Origin of the sequence: Candidatus Weimeria sp. HCP3S3_B5, assembly GCF_052064335.1 — a bacterium.
Classification (GTDB): domain Bacteria; phylum Bacillota; class Clostridia; order Lachnospirales; family Lachnospiraceae; genus Weimeria.
In genome coordinates, this window is record NZ_JBQHVU010000005.1 from 65,734 (window position 1) to 83,563 (window position 17,830).

The window sequence follows — 17,830 nt, forward strand, 5'->3', positions numbered from 1 at the left end:
TCTTAAGTGGTGTTAATATATAGTTGTCTGACGTGCGTTAGGCAACTATAACAATTCTGTAAAAGGAGACATATAAATGGAATTCGGTTTTGGTGGTATGATCGAGAGGCTCAAGAAGGAGCCTAAGTCTATAGTTTACACTGAGGGTACTGATCCAAGGATACTTGAGGCTGCCTCAAGGCTTCTTGCTTCAAACTTCCTTTCACCTATCCTGCTTGGAAATCCTGAGGAGATAGAGAAGGCAGCAGAGGACAACGGTTTTAATATCCGAGGAGCCAGGATAATCGATCCTGCCAACTATGAGAGATTCGATGAGATGGTCGATCTGTTCTGCGAGCTTCGTAAGAAAAAGGGAGTGACACCAGACCAGGCAAAGGAGATCCTTAAGGGGTCCAACTATTTCGGGACCATGCTTGTAAAGATGGGAGAGGCTGACTGCCTTCTCGGTGGTGCCACCTATTCTACAGCTGATACAGTCCGTCCGGCTCTTCAGCTTATTAAGACAAAGCCAGGCAACAGCATAGTAAGTTCTGTTTTCATCCTTGTCCGTCCTTCTGCAACAGGAGAGAATGAGGTGCTTGCCTTCGCAGACTGCGCAATCAATATCAAGCCTTCAGAGGATGATCTGGTAGAGATCGCTGGGGAGGCTGCTAACTGTGCAAGAATCTTTGGTGTAGATCCTAAGGTCGCTTTCCTTTCATACTCAACCCTCGGTTCAGGAAAGGGAGAGGATGTTGACAAGATGAGAAATGCCGCTGCAAAGGCAAAGGCAAAGTATCCTGATCTGCCTATCTCGGGAGAGCTTCAGTTTGATGCTGCCGTTGCTCCTAGGGTAGCAAAGACAAAGTGTCCTGGAGATCCTGTTGCCGGACATGCGAATACCTTTATCTTCCCTGATATCAATGCAGGAAACATAGGCTACAAGATCGCTCAGCGTCTTGGTAATTTCGATGCATATGGACCTATACTCTTAGGACTTAACGCTTCGATCAATGATCTTTCAAGAGGCTGCAACGGACTTGAGGTTTATTCAATGTCGATAATCACAGCTGCACTTGCATAAGACAAAATAAAGGATGGAAGGCTTTTGCCTCCATCCTTTTTCTTTTAATAATCTTCGGTAAAGAAATGTTTTACCCCATCCTTTTTATAGGCTATTACAGTTGACAGATTTACATTTTCCACACTCTTGAATATATTTTTCTCAACGTTGGGATTGACCCTTTTTAGCTCGCGGATAAGCTGCTTTATCTCCATTCTCTTTGAATTGGTATGTCCCTCAGGATCGATAGAGGAACAGGTATCGGTGAAATGGCAGGCGCACTGAATAAAGTGAAGCCCGTTGCTGTCACGCCATAGCTTGATGTCATCCTCGCGTATGAGATAGAGGGGCCTTATAAGCTCCATGCCTGGGAAATTGGTAGAATGAAGCTTGGGCATCATCGTCTGCATCTGGGCGCCGTAGAGCATGCCCATAAGGATGGTTTCGATCACATCATCATAGTGGTGGCCGAGAGCTATCTTATTGCAGCCAAGCTCCCTTGCTTTGGCATACAGATGGCCTCTGCGCATCCTTGCACACAGATAGCAGGGATTCTTTGGTACTGTGTCAACTATATCAAATATATCCGAATCAAACATAGTGAGAGGGACATCGAGAAGTCTGGCGTTTTCCTCGATTACTGCCAGATTGGTCTCGTTGTATCCCGGGTTCATACAGATGAAGGTCAGGTCAAAGTCGAACTTATGGTGGCGCTTTATTTCCTGAAAAAGCTTTGCCATAAGAAAGGAATCCTTCCCGCCCGATACACAGACAGCCACATGGTCGCCGGGTGAAAGCAGCTCGTATGTATTAAGAGCCTTTGCGAATTTTGAAAAAATACGCTTGTGATAGGTTTTCCTGATGCTTTCCTCGACCTGTTTTTTCTTTGATTCGCAGTGCTTTATATCAAAAACTACCCATGAGGAGTAGCCTCCGGCAAGTGAATAGGCCTCTACCCCGATTTCTCTTAGCCTTATTACAGGCCAGGCAGTAAGCTGTCCGCTCATGCAGTATAATATCACAGGAAGACCGCTAGTCTTCCATTCTGCAGCATGGCTTATAAGTTCATTCTCATCGATATGGATTGCGCCCGGTATCATGCCATAGCTTCTGGCACTGTCATTTCTAATATCCACGAGTATATAGGACGACAGCCGCTTCTGTGACATCTGGTCTGGAGATATTTCATAATCATTCATCCTGATCACCTCTGTATGCATCAGGGCCATTAAGAGCCTTTTGCCTCAGGGCTCTTCCTGCCCGGATCAGCTCGCGGTTCTTAAGCTTTTTCTTCAGGTCAGCCTCTTCTCTTGCCCTGTGGTCAAAGCCTATAAGGTCGGTCGTAACTTTTGATGCTATAAGAAGGCCGGCTGCAGGAGGAACAAAGGGAGATGAGGCTGGGATAGAGCGTCTGTCATTACAGGACCTGGGTGAATTAGGAGGGCAGACGCAGTGACTCCTGCAGCTTATAGCATCATCCTCAATAGGAGACAGGGCTGTTTCTGTAGAAAAAAGGACCGTGCATTTTCTTATCCCGCGTTTTTTAAGCTCTCTTCTCATGACTCTGGCAAGTGGATCCTTTTCAGTCCTTGATATATCAGTTATTCTGAGTGCCTGCGGATCAATCCGGTTGCCGCAGCCCATACATGAAATCACAGGAACTCCTGCCTCTTTGGCCTTTTCTATGATAAGCAGCTTGGCGGTCACGGTATCGACCGCGTCTATACAATAGTCGTAGCTGGTGAAGTCAAATCCGTCACATGTTTCAGGCAGAAAAAAGGTCTTGTGGGTCCTTACCTCTGCATGGGGATTTATCATACCTATCCTCTCAGCCCCGGCCTCGACCTTGGCCTGACCTATGTTTTTTATCGTTGCAAGTATCTGCCTATTTATATTGGTAAGACAGACCACATCATCGTCTATAAGATCGAAGTGTCCGATACCGGCCCTGGCCAGGGCCTCCAGGACATAGCCGCCGACTCCTCCGATCCCGAAGATCGCGACAGTTTTGTTCTTTAATGTATCCATTGCCTCTGCTCCGAGAAGCATCTGGGTTCTTGAAAACTGGTTTTGCATTTTATCCTTTCCTTTGACCAGTGACAGGTATTATCCTGCCATCTGAAATACCATATTCTGTTTCTGCTCCCCAGTCCAGCACAGCTCTGCCGGAGGTCATATCATTAAGCTCCTTCTCTATCTGGTCATGGCTTTCTGAAGGGATCATCAGTCGGATCCTGACATTGGCACCGTAATCAGTTGCGGTAGGGATCAGATGATTTTCATTCAGGAAGAAATCAACCCTGCCATAGTCATTGTAATCCATAGTCACAGAAAGAGGAAAGCCCCATGCAATGCTAATAAGCCCTGCATCCCTGATTGCTTCCTGGCCTGCGCTTGTATAGGCCCTGATCAGGCCTCCAACTCCAAGAAGGATACCACCGAAATAACGGACCACTGCAATCAGGCAGTGGTCGAGCTCTTCATGCTCAATCAGATCAGCAATAGGGCGACCGGCAGATCCCTGAGGCTCACCGTCATCAGATGACTTTATGACAGAGCCTATCCTGTAGGCATAGCAGACGTGTCTTGCGTCATAATGCTTTTTTTTTAGAGCTGCGATCGCCTCAGCGGCTTCAGATACACTGTCGGCCGGGATGACATATCCCAGGAATCTGGATTTCTTTTCGGTTATGGTAGAAGTGCCTTCTTTAAGGATCCTTTGCATAGCATCTCCATATCTTTTTGGAATTTACGACTCTTTATTATACAGGAAAATTCTGATATAATAAAGACATGAATTACGGCAGGGAATACGTTAAGAACTACAATTCGCCCAAGTCCAGGGACAGGCGTTCATCTATAAGGCAATTCAGCACCTCTCTGATAAAGACCCTTCTTATCCTGATACTCATACTGATAGCAGCATCCTGCCTGGGGGCCTTCTATTATGTCAGGTCCCAGATCAGGGAGCTGCCAGATATCAGTGAGATAAATATCACTCCGTCCGGACAGGGGGCCAGGGTATATGACGCAAAGGGAAGACAGATAGCGACTCTTTCAGCCGGTGGAGCCAACAGGGGGCATATAGGTATAAGCAAAATCCCAAGGGACCTGCAGCTGGCCTTTGTCGCCTCTGTGGACAGGAATTTTTACAGGCATAATGGAGTCGATACAGGAGAGGCTATAAGGGAGATATTCAGGAGTCTGGTAAGCGACGAAAAGGCAAATGACGGGACCATTACAGAACAGCTTATCACAAATAATTATTTTTCAAAGCAGACCAGAAGGAAGGGGCTTTCAGCCTGGATCAGCAGGAGAATTAAGACCCAGTATCTGGCAGTTGCAGTGGAGAAGACCAATTCAAAGGATAAGATACTTGAGGACTATCTGAATTCAATCTGTCTCGGTGATAATATAATAGGAGTAGAGGCCGCCTCGCAGAGATATTTCAATAAAAATGTAAGTGCACTCAATCTGTCTGAGTCAGCCGTGCTTGCAGCGACAGCAGAAAACCCGCAGAAATATAATCCGATCGATCATCCGAAGAATAATTCCATACGCAGGGAGAAGATCCTTAGAAGCATGCTGCTTCAGGGTTATATATCCCAGGAGCGATACAGGGAGGCGATGGATGACAATGTTTATTCAAGGATAACAAAGGCAGTCCCGGACTATGGCAATGATACATCCTATTTTATCGAAGCGATGACAGATCAGGTGGTTAAGGATCTGATGTCGGCATATGATATTTCCTATACAGAGGCCTATATCAAGCTCTATACCGGAGGCCTTGTCATCCGTTCTACACAGGATTCAAAGGTTTCGGCCATAGCGGAAAAGGAGGTTAATAACAGGGACAATTATTCCGTAAACCCGGGATATTCAATGACATTTTCGATCACGGTAGAAAAAGAAAATGGGATAAAAAGATATTCCCAGAAGACCATGATTTCCTATCTGAAGAAAAAGGGAATCAGGAACAACCTTGTTTTTCCTTCCAGAAAAGAGGCCAGGCAGGCCTATCGTGACTACAGGAAAATAGTGACAAAAGGCGGAAGAATACCTGAGGGCGGTGAGCACGTGGTCTATACCCTGCAGCCTCAGGCAGCAATGACTATTATTGACCAGCAGAACGGAAGGGTTAGGGCTATAGTCGGGGGACGGGAAGAAGGAAAGGGAGAGAGAACGATAAACCGGGCAAAGGATCTGACCAGACAGCCGGGAGAGACGCTTGGGATCCTCTCCACCTATGCTCCGGCCCTCGATTCAGGAGGGATGACACTTGCTACAGTAGAGGATGACGCACCTCTCAAGTATCAGGACGGAGAGGCAGTAAAGGATATGGGTAAGAGCTACAGGGGATTTACCACTATAAGGTCAGGAATTGCCGACTCGGTAAATGTCGTTGCAGTAAAGGCCCTTACCGATATAGGAACCGGACTCGGCTACCAGTATGTGAAGGATTTCGGTATCAATACCTTAAGAGAGGGAGATGACAACCAGCGCCTGGCTCTCGGAGAAATAACCTCAGGAGTAAAGAATATTGAGCTTACTGCAGCCTATGCAGCGATAGCGAATGGCGGTATCTATAACAAGCCGGTCTTCTATACCTCAGTGGAGGATACAAGCGGGGAGAGGATCCTTGATACCACCCGCAGACAAGGGAAGAGAGTGATCAAGAAAACAAGCGCCTGGCTTCTCACATCGGCAATGGAGGAGGCAGTCAGGAGAGGCAACGCAAAGAATGCAGGATTCACCCAGATGGGAGTCGCAGGCATATATAAGGGCAGGGGAGATGACAGGATGTTTGCAGGCTTTACTCCCTATTATACCTGCGTGATCTGGGGCGGAAATGATGATGGGACCGCACTTATTTCCTCTCCCTTTGCAAAAAACATCTGGAGATCGGTAATGCTTCAGATAAACCAGGGTAAGGAAAAGAAGGATTTTTCCATGCCAGGGGCCATAGTAGCAAAAAGGGTGTGCAGAAAGTCCGGCAAAGTCCCTGTGGAGGGGGTGTGTGATCATGACCCCAGAGGGGATATGACATATACAGAATATTTCGAGAAAGAAAGCGAGCCGACAGAGACTTGTGATCATCATATAAATCTTACCATATGCAGCGAGTCGTCTCTTCCTGCGACTGAGTTCTGCCCCAAGACAGTTGAGAAGGTGTTTATTACCGGAGGAAGTTCTGGTACAGATGACGGAAAGTATCTGCTGGATCCTAAGCTTTCTGATAAGACATGCCCCCTGCATCCCGGCCCACCCCACTAGGAATTGTATTAAAAAAAATACTTGCTTATTCTTCGGAGATGAGTATAATGAATTTTGTTGTCAGTCATTGGCCCATAGCCAAACGGTAAGGCAGCGGACTCTGACTCCGTCATTTCAAGGTTCGAATCCTTGTGGGCCAGTATTTAAGGAATCGCTTATGCGGTTCCTTTTTTTTATCCATGTTTGCCATAGAGAGCTAATAATGATAAAATATCATTCTGTAAAATGACTGCTGCCGGTAAGGCAGCCTAGTATCAGAAAGGCATGGACAATGTATGAAATGAAGACCCGGGTGGGCTTTTCCACAACGGATGAGAATCTCACCCTTCCACTTACAGGGATAATAAATCTGCTACAGGATTGTGCAACCTTCCATTCACAGGATACAGGATATACATCTCAGTGGCTTAAGGCCAATAACAGAGCCTGGTTCGTGACAGACTGGCAGGTCAGGCTGCATAAGCCGGTTACTATGGGAGATAATGTGACAGTAAGAACATATCCCTATAAGGCAAGGGGCGCTCTTGCTTCGAGATATTTTACTATAACCGACTGGAATGAGACACCCTTTGTGACTGCCAATTCCCTCTGGATATATATGGATCTGGACAAGATGTGTCCTGCAAGGACCCCGGACGAGATGTTTATGGCATATGGCATAGGTGCTGCTCCGACGGAGCAGTTCGGAAACAGGAAGATAAGGTTTCCTGAAAAGACGGAAACCATCTCCTCTATCAAGGTCGACAGGACAATGATAGATTCGAATGGTCATGTGAATAATGGTAAATATATTTCTATAGCAGAGGATTTCCTTTCAGATCAGGGCTATTTTGATTTCTTCAGGATAGAATACAAGAGTCAGGCCCATCTGGGAGATCTGATGCTTGTAAAGATGGGAAATGAAAACGGAAATGTATATCTGGATATAACTGATGATGAGAATACCTCCTTTATGAGGCTTGAGGCAATAAATGAGAGCAGAGATCAGTCCTATGCCGACTCTTCGGCTGGAAGAATATAATAAAAAAAGGGAGAGCTACAGAGAAGCAGGACTTAGAGCTATTGACAATGGGGAGCTTGCGCTCCTGCTGCTTGCCGGTGGAATGGGCATCAGGCTTGGCTACGACGGTCCCAAGGGGACATTTCCTATAGAGCCAGGGAGATCCATTTTTTCATGCCTGTTTGACAATCTCCGTGATGAGCTGGGAGAGCGGTCCATACCATTCTTTATAATGACATCCGATAAGAATGATCAGGCAACAAGGGATTTCTTTCTGGAGAAGGATTATTTCGGTTATGACAGGGATCAGATAAGGTTTTATAAGCAAGAGATGGCTCAGGCCACGGATCTGGATGGGCAAGCGCTCTATGAGAGCGAGGGCCATCCTGCAGTCTCTCCGAATGGAAACGGCGGCTTTTTCAGATCGCTTATAAGTGCAGGCTACGGAGACTGCCTTAGCGGAGTCAGATGGCTTAATGTATTCGGTGTTGACAATGTACTTGCAAGGATCGGGGATCCAGGCTTTCTGGGCTCTCTCATATGCGAGGGCAAAAGCGCCGGAGTCAAGGCTGTGATGAAGGTGTCTCCGGATGAGAAGGTAGGAGTAGTCTGCAAAAAAAACGGCCGCCCGTCTGTTATCGATTATACACAGATGACTGAGGAGATGTGCAATGAAAGGGACGCGGATGGCAATCTGGTCTATGGTGCAGGAGTAAGCGTCAACTATCTTTTTGATACTTCAATTCTTTTAAATACAATAAATGACGGGCTGCCCGTTCACAAGGTAAAGAAAAAGATCCCTTATCTGGCTGCCTCTGATGGCAGACCATGGAGGCCGGGGATGGAGCCTGGAGTTCTTGTGGATCCATCGGAGCCTAATGGATATAAGTATGAGATAATGATAACCGATCTGATAGAGAATTTCCCGGATTTCCTCCCGGTAGAAGTGGAGAGGGAAAGGGAATTTGCTCCGGTCAAGAATCTGCATGGAGTTGATTCTGCTGACAGTGCGCTTGCGCTTCTGAAGAGGAATGGAAAATAAGATGGAGCTTGAGAGGATCCGCTTTTCAATAATAATAGGTGCTTATGAGACAAACGCTGTTTTTTTCAGACAGGGCTTATCCTCTGCCTGTGCGATAAAGTGGAAGAATCTGGAGATCCATGTGTTAGACGCCTGTCCAGGGGCAGGACTTGATGAGGTTACCAGGCAGACAGCAGGAGACGACTACAGGGTAAGCTACCACAGGATAAGACCCAGAGGCTCGCTGGCTGATGTATTCAATGCCGGGATAGGGATGGCAAGAGGTGACTATCTCATCTTTCTGGGTCTTACAGACAGGCTGAATACCATGATCTTAAGGTACTTGAGCGATCATATAATGCTTCACCCGGATGATCAGATCATATATACAGATCACGATGAAATCAGGGACAAGAGCCGGATGAATCCATATTTTCTACCTGATTTCAACAAGGAGCTCCTGCTGGGGGACAATTATATAGGCGATACCTTTATAGTAAAGCGGGATGCATTTTCAAGGACAGGCTTTTTCAATAAGAATCTCAGATTTGCCTTTGACTATGATCTTTTCCTTAGAGCAATGGCAAAGGGGATAAGATTCGGCCATGTCGCTGCCCTGCTCTGGCACAGAATGGAATATGACCTTCCTGACAGCCCGGAGATCAGGGAGCTTAGACGGCAGAGCTTAAGGGAACATATAACTGTTGCAATGACCTATTTCAATCAGGCCGGGGTAGCTGCCTCCATAAGTCAGGGCATTCTCGGAGATTCCTGGGAGGTCCGCTATGACGGAAGCGGATTTGAGGCGCACAGGTCGGATGTGATACTGATAAAGAACAGGCATGTAAGGGTGCTTACAAGACGGGCTGCCCAGAAGCTCTACGGCTATGTCTGTCAGCCTGATATAGCAATAGCGGCAGGGAAATTTATACATGGGACGCACATATTAAACTGCGGATACATATTTGACCAGAATGGTATCACCTATCCGGCCTGCAGGGGCCAGGGGATTTTTTCAAGCGGACTCTACGGGAGAAATATAAGGCCCCAGGACGTCTCTATGGTGGATTTTTCGTTCTGTATGATAGATGCCAGTTTCTTTAAGAGATCAGGCGGATTTGATACGAGGCTGAAGGGGAATGATATGTTTTTGGATCTATGCCTGAAGGCCAGGGCTGGAGGACTGAGGGTTGTCTATGTCCCTGGTGTGATCACAGGACGGCAGGAGGCAGAGGAGAGCGGAGACGAGGCCTCGAGGAAGATCCTGCTTGACAAATGGTCAGGAACTATCCCGGCGGGGGATCCGTTTTACAACAGGAATCTTCCGGCTGGTATCGACAACTATGTTCTATGAGAATTGACAAATGAAGAGAATCGGGGTATCATTCAGAGGTTAATATCTATCAGGAAAGAAAAGGAGAGTTAAGGTACAGATATATGAGTGAACATGATACAGTGCGACCATCCAGGAAGAAGAGACGAAGAAGGAGAAGGAAGGTCCTTCTTATCATAGAGATAATCATACTCCTCCTACTGCTTTTAGTGCTTTTCGTATGGCTTAAGTTCGGAACGATCAACATGAAGGACTTAGGCAAGATAAAGGCTGGAAATATATCAAAGAAGACGGAGGAGGTCCTGTCCGGCTATACCAATTTCATGATATACGGGGTTGATAACCGCTCGAGCGGCAATTATTCAACAGGTAATACCGACGTGCAGATCCTGGTGAGCATAAACAATGATACCAAGAAGATCCGTATGGCCTCGGTTTACAGGGATCTCTATCTGGATGTGGATCCGACCAACGGTACCCGCTTCGCCAAGTCAAACGCAGCCTATGCCAGAGGCGGTGAGAAGGAAGCAATGGAGATGATCAATGAGAACTTTGATCTGAATGTCGACAAATTCGTGACTGTGGATTTCGCTGCTGTTGTTGATGTCATTGATGATGTAGGCGGAGTGGATATTGACGTATCAAACGATGAGCTGGCTGCCCTAAACAGCAGGAGATATCCGACGATACCTGAGGTGGCAAGGATTTCCGGCAAGAAGGCGACCTATGTTACAAGAGCCGGCAAGCAGACTCTTAACGGAGTGCAGGCCTGCGCATACTGCCGCATAAGGCACGGAGCAGGAGATGACTGGGGACGCGCAAGAAGGCAGAGAGCCGTAATGAGCCAGCTTTTTGCAAAGGTAAAGGGCGCTTCAGGATCTCAGCTCAGCAGGATAATAGACGATGTATTCCCAAAGGTTTCTACAAACTTCTCTGCAACAGAGATGATCTCTCTGGCAAGCGCCGTTAAGTCGTATCAGATCGACAAGTCATTCGGCTTCCCGTTCGATGAGACCAATGTGAAGATAAATGGCAGCGATACTATGATTCCTTGTACTCTGGAATCTAATGTGGTAAAGCTTCATCAGAAGATGTTTGATGAGGCTAACTATGCTCCTAGCCAGACGGTAAGAGCCATAAGCTCACAGATAGCACAGCAGACAGGAACAAGCGAGAGCTCTGCTCAGAATTACAGCAAGCTCGAGGGCAATATCGGAGTCGATGATACTGACACTACAGAGGATACCACTGAAAAAGGTACTGCATCGACACAGTAGAAAGACAGAGGCAGATAGATGTGCGGAATAGTTGGATACATAGGTGAGGATCAGGCTGCGCCTATACTTCTTGATGGTCTTGAAAAGCTTGAGTACCGTGGATATGATTCGGCAGGAATAGCTGTTTTTGACGGCAAGGAGATCGAGATAAAGAAAGCAAAGGGACGTCTTAAGGTCCTTGAGGAGCTTACCCACGACGGAGCCAATATGCCAGGTTCCGTTGGAATAGGACATACCAGATGGGCCACTCACGGGGAGCCGTCTGATATAAATGCCCACCCTCAGTACAACAAGGACAAGACCATTGCAGTAGTCCATAATGGGATTATAGAGAACTATCAGAAGATAAAGGACAAGCTTACTGCAAAGGGATACAGTTTCATCTCGGAGACTGATACAGAATCCGTTGCCCAGCTGCTTGACTACTATTATCAGGGCAATCCTCTCGAGGCTATCATTAAGGTGATGCTCCGTATAGAGGGGAGCTATTCGCTAGGTATAATGTTTGCAGATCATCCTGACAGGGTGTATGCTGCAAGAAAGGATTCTCCTCTTATAGCCGGTATTGCCTCTGACGGAAGCTATATAGCATCAGATGTCACAGCAATATTAAAGCATACAAGGGATGTCTATTATATCGACAATCAGGAGATCGCCTGCCTTTCAAAGGATTCGATAAGCTTTTTCAATATAGACGGAGAGCCTGTCGAAAAGGAGTCGAAACATATAGACTGGGATGCCAATGCCGCTGAGAAGGGCGGATATGAGCATTTCATGCTGAAGGAGATGTATGAACAGCCTAAGACTGTAAGGGATACACTCTCACCAAGGATCAGGAAGGATCATGTGGTCATTGATGATCTCGGCATGTCAAATGAGGATATCAGGAATATTAGACGTCTCCATATAGTTGCCTGCGGAAGCGCATACCATACAGGTGTTACTGCCAGATATGTCTATGAAGGCATGGCAAGGATACCTGTAGATGTTGATGTGGCAAGTGAATTCAGATACAGGGATCCTATCCTTGACAGCAGGGATCTGGTCATAATAATAAGCCAGTCCGGAGAGACGGCCGATACCCTTGCAGCCTTAAGGCTTGCCAAAAAGAAGGGCATACCTACTCTTGCTATAGTAAATGTAGTGGGCTCATCGATTGCTCGTGAGGCAGACAGTGTAATGTATACCTGGGCTGGCCCTGAGATAGCTGTTGCGACGACAAAGGCATATTCAGCCCAGCTGATCTGTCATTATCTGCTTGCCATTCGCTTTGCAAAGGCAAGAGGCGAGATAAATGACGATCAGGAAAAGGCTTATATAGCTGACCTTGAGAAGCTTCCTGATCAGATAGAGATGCTTCTTAACAATAAAAACAGGATTCAGAAATTCGCAAACCGCTATGTCGGAGCCAAGGATATATTCTTTATTGGCAGAGGAATAGACTATGCCATTTCACTTGAGGGCTCCCTGAAGCTGAAGGAGATATCATATATCCATTCTGAGGCCTATCCGGCAGGAGAGCTTAAGCATGGTACTATCTCTCTTATAGAGGATCAGACCCTTGTGACAGCGATCGCCACCCAGAAGGATCTCTATCCCAAGACTGTATCCAATATTGTCGAGGTTCGTACAAGAGGAGCCTTTGTGCTTGCGGTCACAAATGAGGGCGATACAGATATGGAGGAGAACGCGGACTATGTGATTTATATTCCTCAGACCAACAGGTATTTCACAAATTCGCTTGCCATCATTCCGCTTCAGCTTTTTGCCTATTATGTAGCTGTCGGCAAGGGCTGTGATGTCGATAAGCCTCGTAACCTCGCTAAGTCAGTGACTGTGGAGTAAGTTTCACATAAATAAAAATTTATCTTCACAGATCTTACATATTTGACTGTTAATATAATAGCTGTCAAAAGGAAATGACTTCAGTTGAAAGCGAGGTAAGGATATATGAGTAATTATCAGTACTATGAATATCAGCCGGGTGGTGATGACGGCAGCAATAATCAGGACAATGGCTATAATCCATACAATGGCCAGTATAACGGGCCCGAGCATCCGAGGAAGGAAAAGAAGCCTCATCCTGCAGCAAAGTTTGTAGGAAAGGCTGTTGCAGCAGCTCTTATCTTCGGGCTTGTAGCAGGTCCCGTCACCTACGGAGCCAACAGACTGACCAGCCATATTGCCGGCGGCGATCAGAGCGAGCAGACCAGTAGCGGAACAGACTCGTCCAATCAGATCTCCTCGACAGCTACATCAAAGAATGAGGCAAATGATGATGTATCAGCAATAGCAAGTGAGACGCTTCCTTCTATTGTACAGGTGACCAACATGTCACTTGAGAAGGTCCAGAGCTGGTTTGGCACTTCGTCAACGCCTACCAAGAGCCTTGGAAGCGGAGTCATCTTCAAGCAGGATGACAAGTATCTCTACATTGCTACCAACAATCATGTGGTAAGCAATTCCAACAGCCTTTCTGTTACCTTCAATGACAACAAGAGTGTGACTGGTGAGGTCGTTGGTACAGATGTGCAGTCAGATCTGGCAGTGATAAGGATCAAGCTTTCATCGATCAAGGACAGCACAAAGAAGGCTATCAAGGTAGCTACATTAGGATCTTCTGCATCACTTAAGGTTGGCCAGCAGGCAATAGTTATCGGAAATGCTCTAGGATACGGCCAGTCCGTTACCACCGGAGTCGTAAGTGCTCTGAACAGAGAGGTTTCCATCCAGAATGAGGACAATGGAAAGACCTATACCCAGGAGATGATCCAGACATCCGCAGCCGTTAACTCAGGAAATTCAGGCGGTGCCCTTCTCAATTCAAAGGGTCAGGTCGTAGGTATAGTATCCGCCAAGTATTCAAGCAGCGGTTCATCTACCAATGCATCGATCGAGGGCATGGGATTTGCCATTCCTATCGACAATGCAAAGACTATAATCGACCAGCTGATGTCCACAGGAAAGGTAACAAACAGACCAGGCTTAAAGAACCAATCCTCCTCGTCCTCTTCTGAAAGCACCAGTGATCAGGGCTTCTTAGGAATCCAGGGAGCTGATATCTCATCTGAGATGGCTCAGTCCTACAACATGCCTCAGGGTGTCTATGTGACAAAGGTCGTTTCAGGCAGCCCTGCAAAGAAGGCCGGCATCAAGAAGGGTGACGTGATAACCGGAGTCGATGGCAATAATATTTCATCGATGTCATCCTTAAGAGAGTATATCTCAAGCAAGAAGAAGGGTGATAAGGTAAAGGTTGCTGTTGCAACTGTAGAGAATGACTATAAGTCAAAGAACGTGACCGTCACTCTTATATCGAGACCGACTGACGATTCGGATTCCGGAAGCAGCGGAGACGACAATGGCAGTCAGTACGATGAGGGTAATGATGACAACAGCTTCGGTAACGGCGGTCTCTATGACTGGAGCCAGATATTCGGGAACTGATTCTTAATTTTCCATATTTTCCACATATAAAGGAGTGCTTCTATTATGAAGCATTCCTTTTGTGTCCGTTCTTTCCTTTTTCGGATGGTGACTTTTTGACTTATTGGTTTTAGCATACGATGCAAATGCTTGTATTTACAGGAGATAAACTATATAATAAGGGGGCGCGGAAGATACCGTGCTCCCTTTGTCATGCAAGGCAAGGGAATCTGTCTGAATGGTTGGGGGCAGAGTATATGCCCTAAGAAGGAGATTTATGGACAAGAAAAGAATTGTTATCGCACTTGGTCATAATGCGCTTGGTACAACACTTCCTGAACAGAAGGAGGCTGCAGCCAGAAGCGCAAGGGCAGTAGCGGATTTTGTTTCGCAGGGATATCAGGTAGTAGTGACTCATTCCAATGGTCCTCAGGTAGGGATGATCCATACCGCAATGAATGAATTTTCCCAGAACTATCCTGAGTATACTGACACACCTATGAGTGTATGCTCAGCAATGAGCCAGGGATATATAGGCTATGATCTCCAGAGTGCAATAAGGAGTGAACTTATCAATAAGGGAATATACAAGACTGTAGCAACTGTTCTGACACAGGTGACCGTTGATCCTTATGATGAGGCCTTCTACAGACCGACAAAGATAATCGGAAGACTTATGACAAAGGATGAGGCGCTTGCCCAGGAGAAGAAGGGCAACCATGTGACAGAAGTCGATGGAGGCTACAGGAGGATAGTAGCTACACCGAAGCCGCAGAGCATAGTTGAGATAGATGCTATAAATGCTCTGCTTGATGCTGATCAGGTGGTCATTGCATGCGGAGGAGGCGGTATCCCGGTCCTCTCCCAGGATCATCTGTTAAAGGGCGCATCAGCTGTCATAGAAAAGGATACGGCAGCAGGAGTTCTGGCCGATCAGGTGGATGCAGATATGCTTATCATCCTCACCGGAACCAATAAGGTCTGCCTGAACTTCGGCCAGTCAGATGAGAAGGCCCTTGATTTCATTTCAGTATCCGATGCCAGGAAGTATTTAGAACAGGGCCAGTTCGAGGCCGGTACTATGGCTCCTAAGATAGAGGCAGCAATAAGCTTCATCGGCGACTCTGCGATCAGGAAGACACTTATAGCAAAGCTCGATCCTGACAGACCGCTGGTCGCAGGCCGTGACGGCACAATGATAGCGAAATGACCGAAAGCTTCGAGATGAGAGCAAGCCAAAGGCGAAGCTCGAGGCTGAAAGTTTCGAGATGAGAGCAAGCTGAAAGCGAAGCTCGAATCCGAAACGAAGCCGTTCTTTGAGATTAATGAGAGCGAGCCATAGGCGAAGCTCGAATTTAGCGAAAAGAACTTCCTTGTTAGAGAGAACGAGTCGAAGACGAAGTTCGAGCTTAACGAAGACAGCTTCCTTGATCAGGAATCAGGGAAGTAACTTTTACTTATATAATAGAATATTAGGAGAAACAATGGAATACCGAAGAAAAACCAAGATAATATGTACACTGGGCCCGGCCTCTGAGTCGCCTGAGACCATGAAGGAGCTTATAGAGGCAGGTATGAACGTGGCCAGATTTAATTTTTTTCATGGAAGCCATGAGGAGCATCTGGGAAGACTTCGTACCTTAAGACAGCTGAGGAAGGAGACAGGTAAACCTGTAGCGGCTCTTCTTGATACCAAGGGACCGGAGATCAGGTTAAAGAATTTCAAGCAGGGAGGAGTGGATCTTGTCGATGATCAGATCTTTACTCTTACGACGAGGGATGTCGAGGGAGATAAGGATATAGTATCGATCACATATAAGGATCTGCCCAAGGATGTGTCTGAGGGAGTCCATATCCTGATAGATGACGGGCTTGTGGAGATGGTAGTGCAGAAGGTGAGCGAGACAGATATCACCTGCAGGGTCGTAAATGGCGGCCATATCTCAGACAAAAAGGGTGTAAATGTCCCTAACGCAGAGCTTTCGATGCCTTTTGTAAGCCCAAGGGATTACAAGGACCTGGTGTTCGGGGTAAAGGAGGACTTCGATTTTGTCGCAGCTTCATTTACCAGGACAGCCGATGATATCAACGATATCAGAAAAATTCTGAAGGAGCATGGCGGAGAAAAGATCCAGATCATAGCAAAGATAGAAAATAATCAGGGAATCAAGAATATCGATTCTATAATAGATGCAGCGGATGGAATAATGGTTGCCCGTGGAGATATGGGAGTTGAGATTCCGCTTGAGGATGTGCCTGTGATCCAGAAGATGATCATCAAAAAGGTATATGAGGCGGGAAAATTCGTTGTAACAGCAACCCAGATGCTTGATTCCATGATCACACATCCGAGACCGACAAGAGCCGAGGCGACAGATGTGGCAAATGCTGTCTACGATGGCACATCAGCCATAATGCTTTCCGGAGAGACGGCAGCCGGAAAATATCCGGTTGAGGCAGTGCGTACAATGGATAAGATCGCAAAGAGAACAGAGCAGGACATCCATTATCTGAACAGGATGATAAAAAACGAAAGGGAAAGAAGCGGTGAGAATTCCATAACTGACGGAATCACTCATTCGGCCTGTATGCTTGCCGGTGACCTGAATGCTACAGCTATCGTCACGGTAACCAAGTCGGGACGCACTGCCCATGCGGTATCAAAGTTCCGTCCTGCATCACCGATCATTGCAGGATGCATAGACGAGAAGGTATGCCGTCAGATGAATCTCTGCTGGAGCACAACTCCTATAATGATCTCTGAGGAAAAGGATGCTGAGGAGCTCTTTGCACATACATTAAAGAAATGTGAGGAAGAGGGACTGCTTACCGAGGGTGATGTGGTCGTTCTTATAGCAGGCGTCCCTCTTGGGATTTCTGGTACAACAAATCTGATCAAGGCTCAGATGGTCTGAGAACCTTGTCTTCATACAGAGCATAGGCCTTTTTTATGGCCTCAAAGGTCTCGGAAGAGACATAATGCTCCATTCTGCAGGCGTCTCTGGTGGCTATATCCTCAGGGACGCCCATTTTTTTGAATGCATTTGAGAGGAACTTGTGCCTCTCATACATCTGCTTAGCTATTGCGAGCCCAGAATCTGTAAGAGTGATATGATTGTGCTCGTCTATATTTACATATCCATTTTCCTTAAGCTGCTTCATGAAAACTGAAACCGTAGCTCTGGCATATCCGAAATAATTACATATATCTGTAGCACGGACATAATCCTTCTGCTCTGAAAGAATAAGAATGGATTCCAGGTAATCCTGCGCTGATTCCTGCATTTTCATAAAAAATTCCTCCTTTATCGTATCCTTATAATGATACAACATCCAACTCTTAAAAGCAAACCCGCCATTTTGTTAGGGAAGACTTATTTTTCTTGACAATGATGTTAGTCTATGCTAATATAACTGATGCAAGGCATGACTAACAAATAGAAAGAAGGGAAAG

14 protein-coding genes and 1 tRNA gene are annotated in these 17,830 nt (G+C 46.4%); 11 read left to right on the forward strand and 4 right to left on the reverse strand.

The window, feature by feature from the left end; genetic code table 11:
* The first annotated feature begins 76 nt into the window (after window positions 1–76).
* Window positions 77–1,063, forward strand: coding sequence for a phosphate acetyltransferase (pta, locus tag ACTNCK_RS03855; protein ID WP_441081066.1), 987 nt, complete (start codon window positions 77–79; stop codon window positions 1,061–1,063).
* Between the two features lie 44 nt (window positions 1,064–1,107).
* On the opposite strand, the gene ACTNCK_RS03860 is transcribed toward pta, so the two are convergent.
* From ACTNCK_RS03860 to ACTNCK_RS03870, 3 genes are read right to left on the reverse strand one after another with little or no spacing between them, the layout of a single operon-like run.
* Window positions 1,108–2,241 carry an ATP-binding protein gene (locus ACTNCK_RS03860; protein WP_441081067.1) on the reverse strand — a complete coding sequence of 378 codons (1,134 nt, stop codon included), beginning with the start codon at window positions 2,239–2,241 and terminating at the stop codon, window positions 1,108–1,110.
* A complete protein-coding gene (locus tag ACTNCK_RS03865) occupies window positions 2,234–3,118 on the reverse strand; it encodes a tRNA threonylcarbamoyladenosine dehydratase (RefSeq protein WP_441081069.1) in 885 nt (294 codons plus the stop codon). The genes ACTNCK_RS03860 and ACTNCK_RS03865 overlap by 8 nt, the downstream gene beginning before the upstream one ends.
* 1 nt (window position 3,119) lies before the next feature.
* Window positions 3,120–3,767, reverse strand: a complete 648-nt coding sequence (locus tag ACTNCK_RS03870) for an IMPACT family protein (RefSeq protein ID WP_441081071.1) — start codon at window positions 3,765–3,767, stop codon at window positions 3,120–3,122.
* Between the two features lie 68 nt (window positions 3,768–3,835).
* Between ACTNCK_RS03870 and ACTNCK_RS03875 the strand changes: the two genes are divergently transcribed.
* From ACTNCK_RS03875 to pyk, 10 genes are all read left to right on the forward strand, one after another.
* Window positions 3,836–6,319: a transglycosylase domain-containing protein gene (locus ACTNCK_RS03875; RefSeq protein ID WP_441081072.1), complete on the forward strand. Its 2,484-nt coding sequence runs from the start codon at window positions 3,836–3,838 to the stop codon at window positions 6,317–6,319.
* Between the two features lie 68 nt (window positions 6,320–6,387).
* Window positions 6,388–6,459 (forward strand) — tRNA-Gln (locus tag ACTNCK_RS03880).
* Between the two features lie 140 nt (window positions 6,460–6,599).
* On the forward strand, window positions 6,600–7,340 hold the full coding sequence (locus ACTNCK_RS03885; protein ID WP_441081073.1) for an acyl-[acyl-carrier-protein] thioesterase: 741 nt from the start codon (window positions 6,600–6,602) through the stop codon (window positions 7,338–7,340).
* Complete coding sequence (locus tag ACTNCK_RS03890; RefSeq protein WP_441081074.1) at window positions 7,291–8,361, forward strand: UTP--glucose-1-phosphate uridylyltransferase; 1,071 nt, start codon at window positions 7,291–7,293, stop codon at window positions 8,359–8,361. Before ACTNCK_RS03885 ends, ACTNCK_RS03890 begins: the two co-directional genes overlap by 50 nt.
* Window positions 8,351–9,694, forward strand: a complete 1,344-nt coding sequence (locus ACTNCK_RS03895; RefSeq protein ID WP_441081075.1) for a glycosyltransferase family 2 protein — start codon at window positions 8,351–8,353, stop codon at window positions 9,692–9,694. The genes ACTNCK_RS03890 and ACTNCK_RS03895 overlap by 11 nt, the downstream gene beginning before the upstream one ends.
* 83 nt (window positions 9,695–9,777) lie before the next feature.
* The gene (locus ACTNCK_RS03900) at window positions 9,778–10,950 is read left to right on the forward strand and encodes an LCP family protein (protein ID WP_441081076.1); all 1,173 of its coding nucleotides are present in this window, start codon (window positions 9,778–9,780) and stop codon (window positions 10,948–10,950) included.
* A gap of 18 nt (window positions 10,951–10,968) precedes the next feature.
* A complete protein-coding gene (gene glmS, locus ACTNCK_RS03905; RefSeq protein ID WP_441081077.1) occupies window positions 10,969–12,795 on the forward strand; it encodes a glutamine--fructose-6-phosphate transaminase (isomerizing) in 1,827 nt (608 codons plus the stop codon).
* Window positions 12,796–12,900: 105 nt separating this feature from the next.
* Entirely contained in the window at window positions 12,901–14,397 is a 1,497-nt protein-coding gene (locus ACTNCK_RS03910) for a S1C family serine protease (RefSeq protein WP_441081078.1), read from the forward strand.
* A gap of 256 nt (window positions 14,398–14,653) precedes the next feature.
* Window positions 14,654–15,586, forward strand: coding sequence for a carbamate kinase (gene arcC / locus ACTNCK_RS03915; RefSeq protein WP_441081079.1), 933 nt, complete (start codon window positions 14,654–14,656; stop codon window positions 15,584–15,586).
* A gap of 274 nt (window positions 15,587–15,860) precedes the next feature.
* The gene (pyk, locus tag ACTNCK_RS03920; protein WP_441081080.1) at window positions 15,861–17,291 is read left to right on the forward strand and encodes a pyruvate kinase; all 1,431 of its coding nucleotides are present in this window, start codon (window positions 15,861–15,863) and stop codon (window positions 17,289–17,291) included.
* On the opposite strand, the gene ACTNCK_RS03925 is transcribed toward pyk, so the two are convergent.
* Entirely contained in the window at window positions 17,272–17,667 is a 396-nt protein-coding gene (locus ACTNCK_RS03925) for a metal-dependent transcriptional regulator (protein WP_441081081.1), read from the reverse strand. The two genes, pyk and ACTNCK_RS03925, sit on opposite strands and share 20 nt — an antisense overlap.
* Window positions 17,668–17,830: the final 163 nt, after the last annotated feature.

Bases quoted from the DNA above. Each gene is read 5' to 3' on its own strand.
- pta (WP_441081066.1), top strand. From the start codon at position 77: ATGGAATTCGGTTTTGGTGGTATGATCGAGAGGCTCAAGAAGGAGCCT.
- ACTNCK_RS03860 (WP_441081067.1), bottom strand. From the start codon at position 2,241: ATGAATGATTATGAAATATCTCCAGACCAGATGTCACAGAAGCGGCTG.
- ACTNCK_RS03865 (WP_441081069.1), bottom strand. From the start codon at position 3,118: ATGCAAAACCAGTTTTCAAGAACCCAGATGCTTCTCGGAGCAGAGGCA.
- ACTNCK_RS03870 (WP_441081071.1), bottom strand. From the start codon at position 3,767: ATGCAAAGGATCCTTAAAGAAGGCACTTCTACCATAACCGAAAAGAAA.
- ACTNCK_RS03875 (WP_441081072.1), top strand. From the start codon at position 3,836: ATGAATTACGGCAGGGAATACGTTAAGAACTACAATTCGCCCAAGTCC.
- ACTNCK_RS03885 (WP_441081073.1), top strand. From the start codon at position 6,600: ATGAAGACCCGGGTGGGCTTTTCCACAACGGATGAGAATCTCACCCTT.
- ACTNCK_RS03890 (WP_441081074.1), top strand. From the start codon at position 7,291: ATGAGAGCAGAGATCAGTCCTATGCCGACTCTTCGGCTGGAAGAATAT.
- ACTNCK_RS03895 (WP_441081075.1), top strand. From the start codon at position 8,351: ATGGAAAATAAGATGGAGCTTGAGAGGATCCGCTTTTCAATAATAATA.
- ACTNCK_RS03900 (WP_441081076.1), top strand. From the start codon at position 9,778: ATGAGTGAACATGATACAGTGCGACCATCCAGGAAGAAGAGACGAAGA.
- glmS (WP_441081077.1), top strand. From the start codon at position 10,969: ATGTGCGGAATAGTTGGATACATAGGTGAGGATCAGGCTGCGCCTATA.
- ACTNCK_RS03910 (WP_441081078.1), top strand. From the start codon at position 12,901: ATGAGTAATTATCAGTACTATGAATATCAGCCGGGTGGTGATGACGGC.
- arcC (WP_441081079.1), top strand. From the start codon at position 14,654: ATGGACAAGAAAAGAATTGTTATCGCACTTGGTCATAATGCGCTTGGT.
- pyk (WP_441081080.1), top strand. From the start codon at position 15,861: ATGGAATACCGAAGAAAAACCAAGATAATATGTACACTGGGCCCGGCC.
- ACTNCK_RS03925 (WP_441081081.1), bottom strand. From the start codon at position 17,667: ATGAAAATGCAGGAATCAGCGCAGGATTACCTGGAATCCATTCTTATT.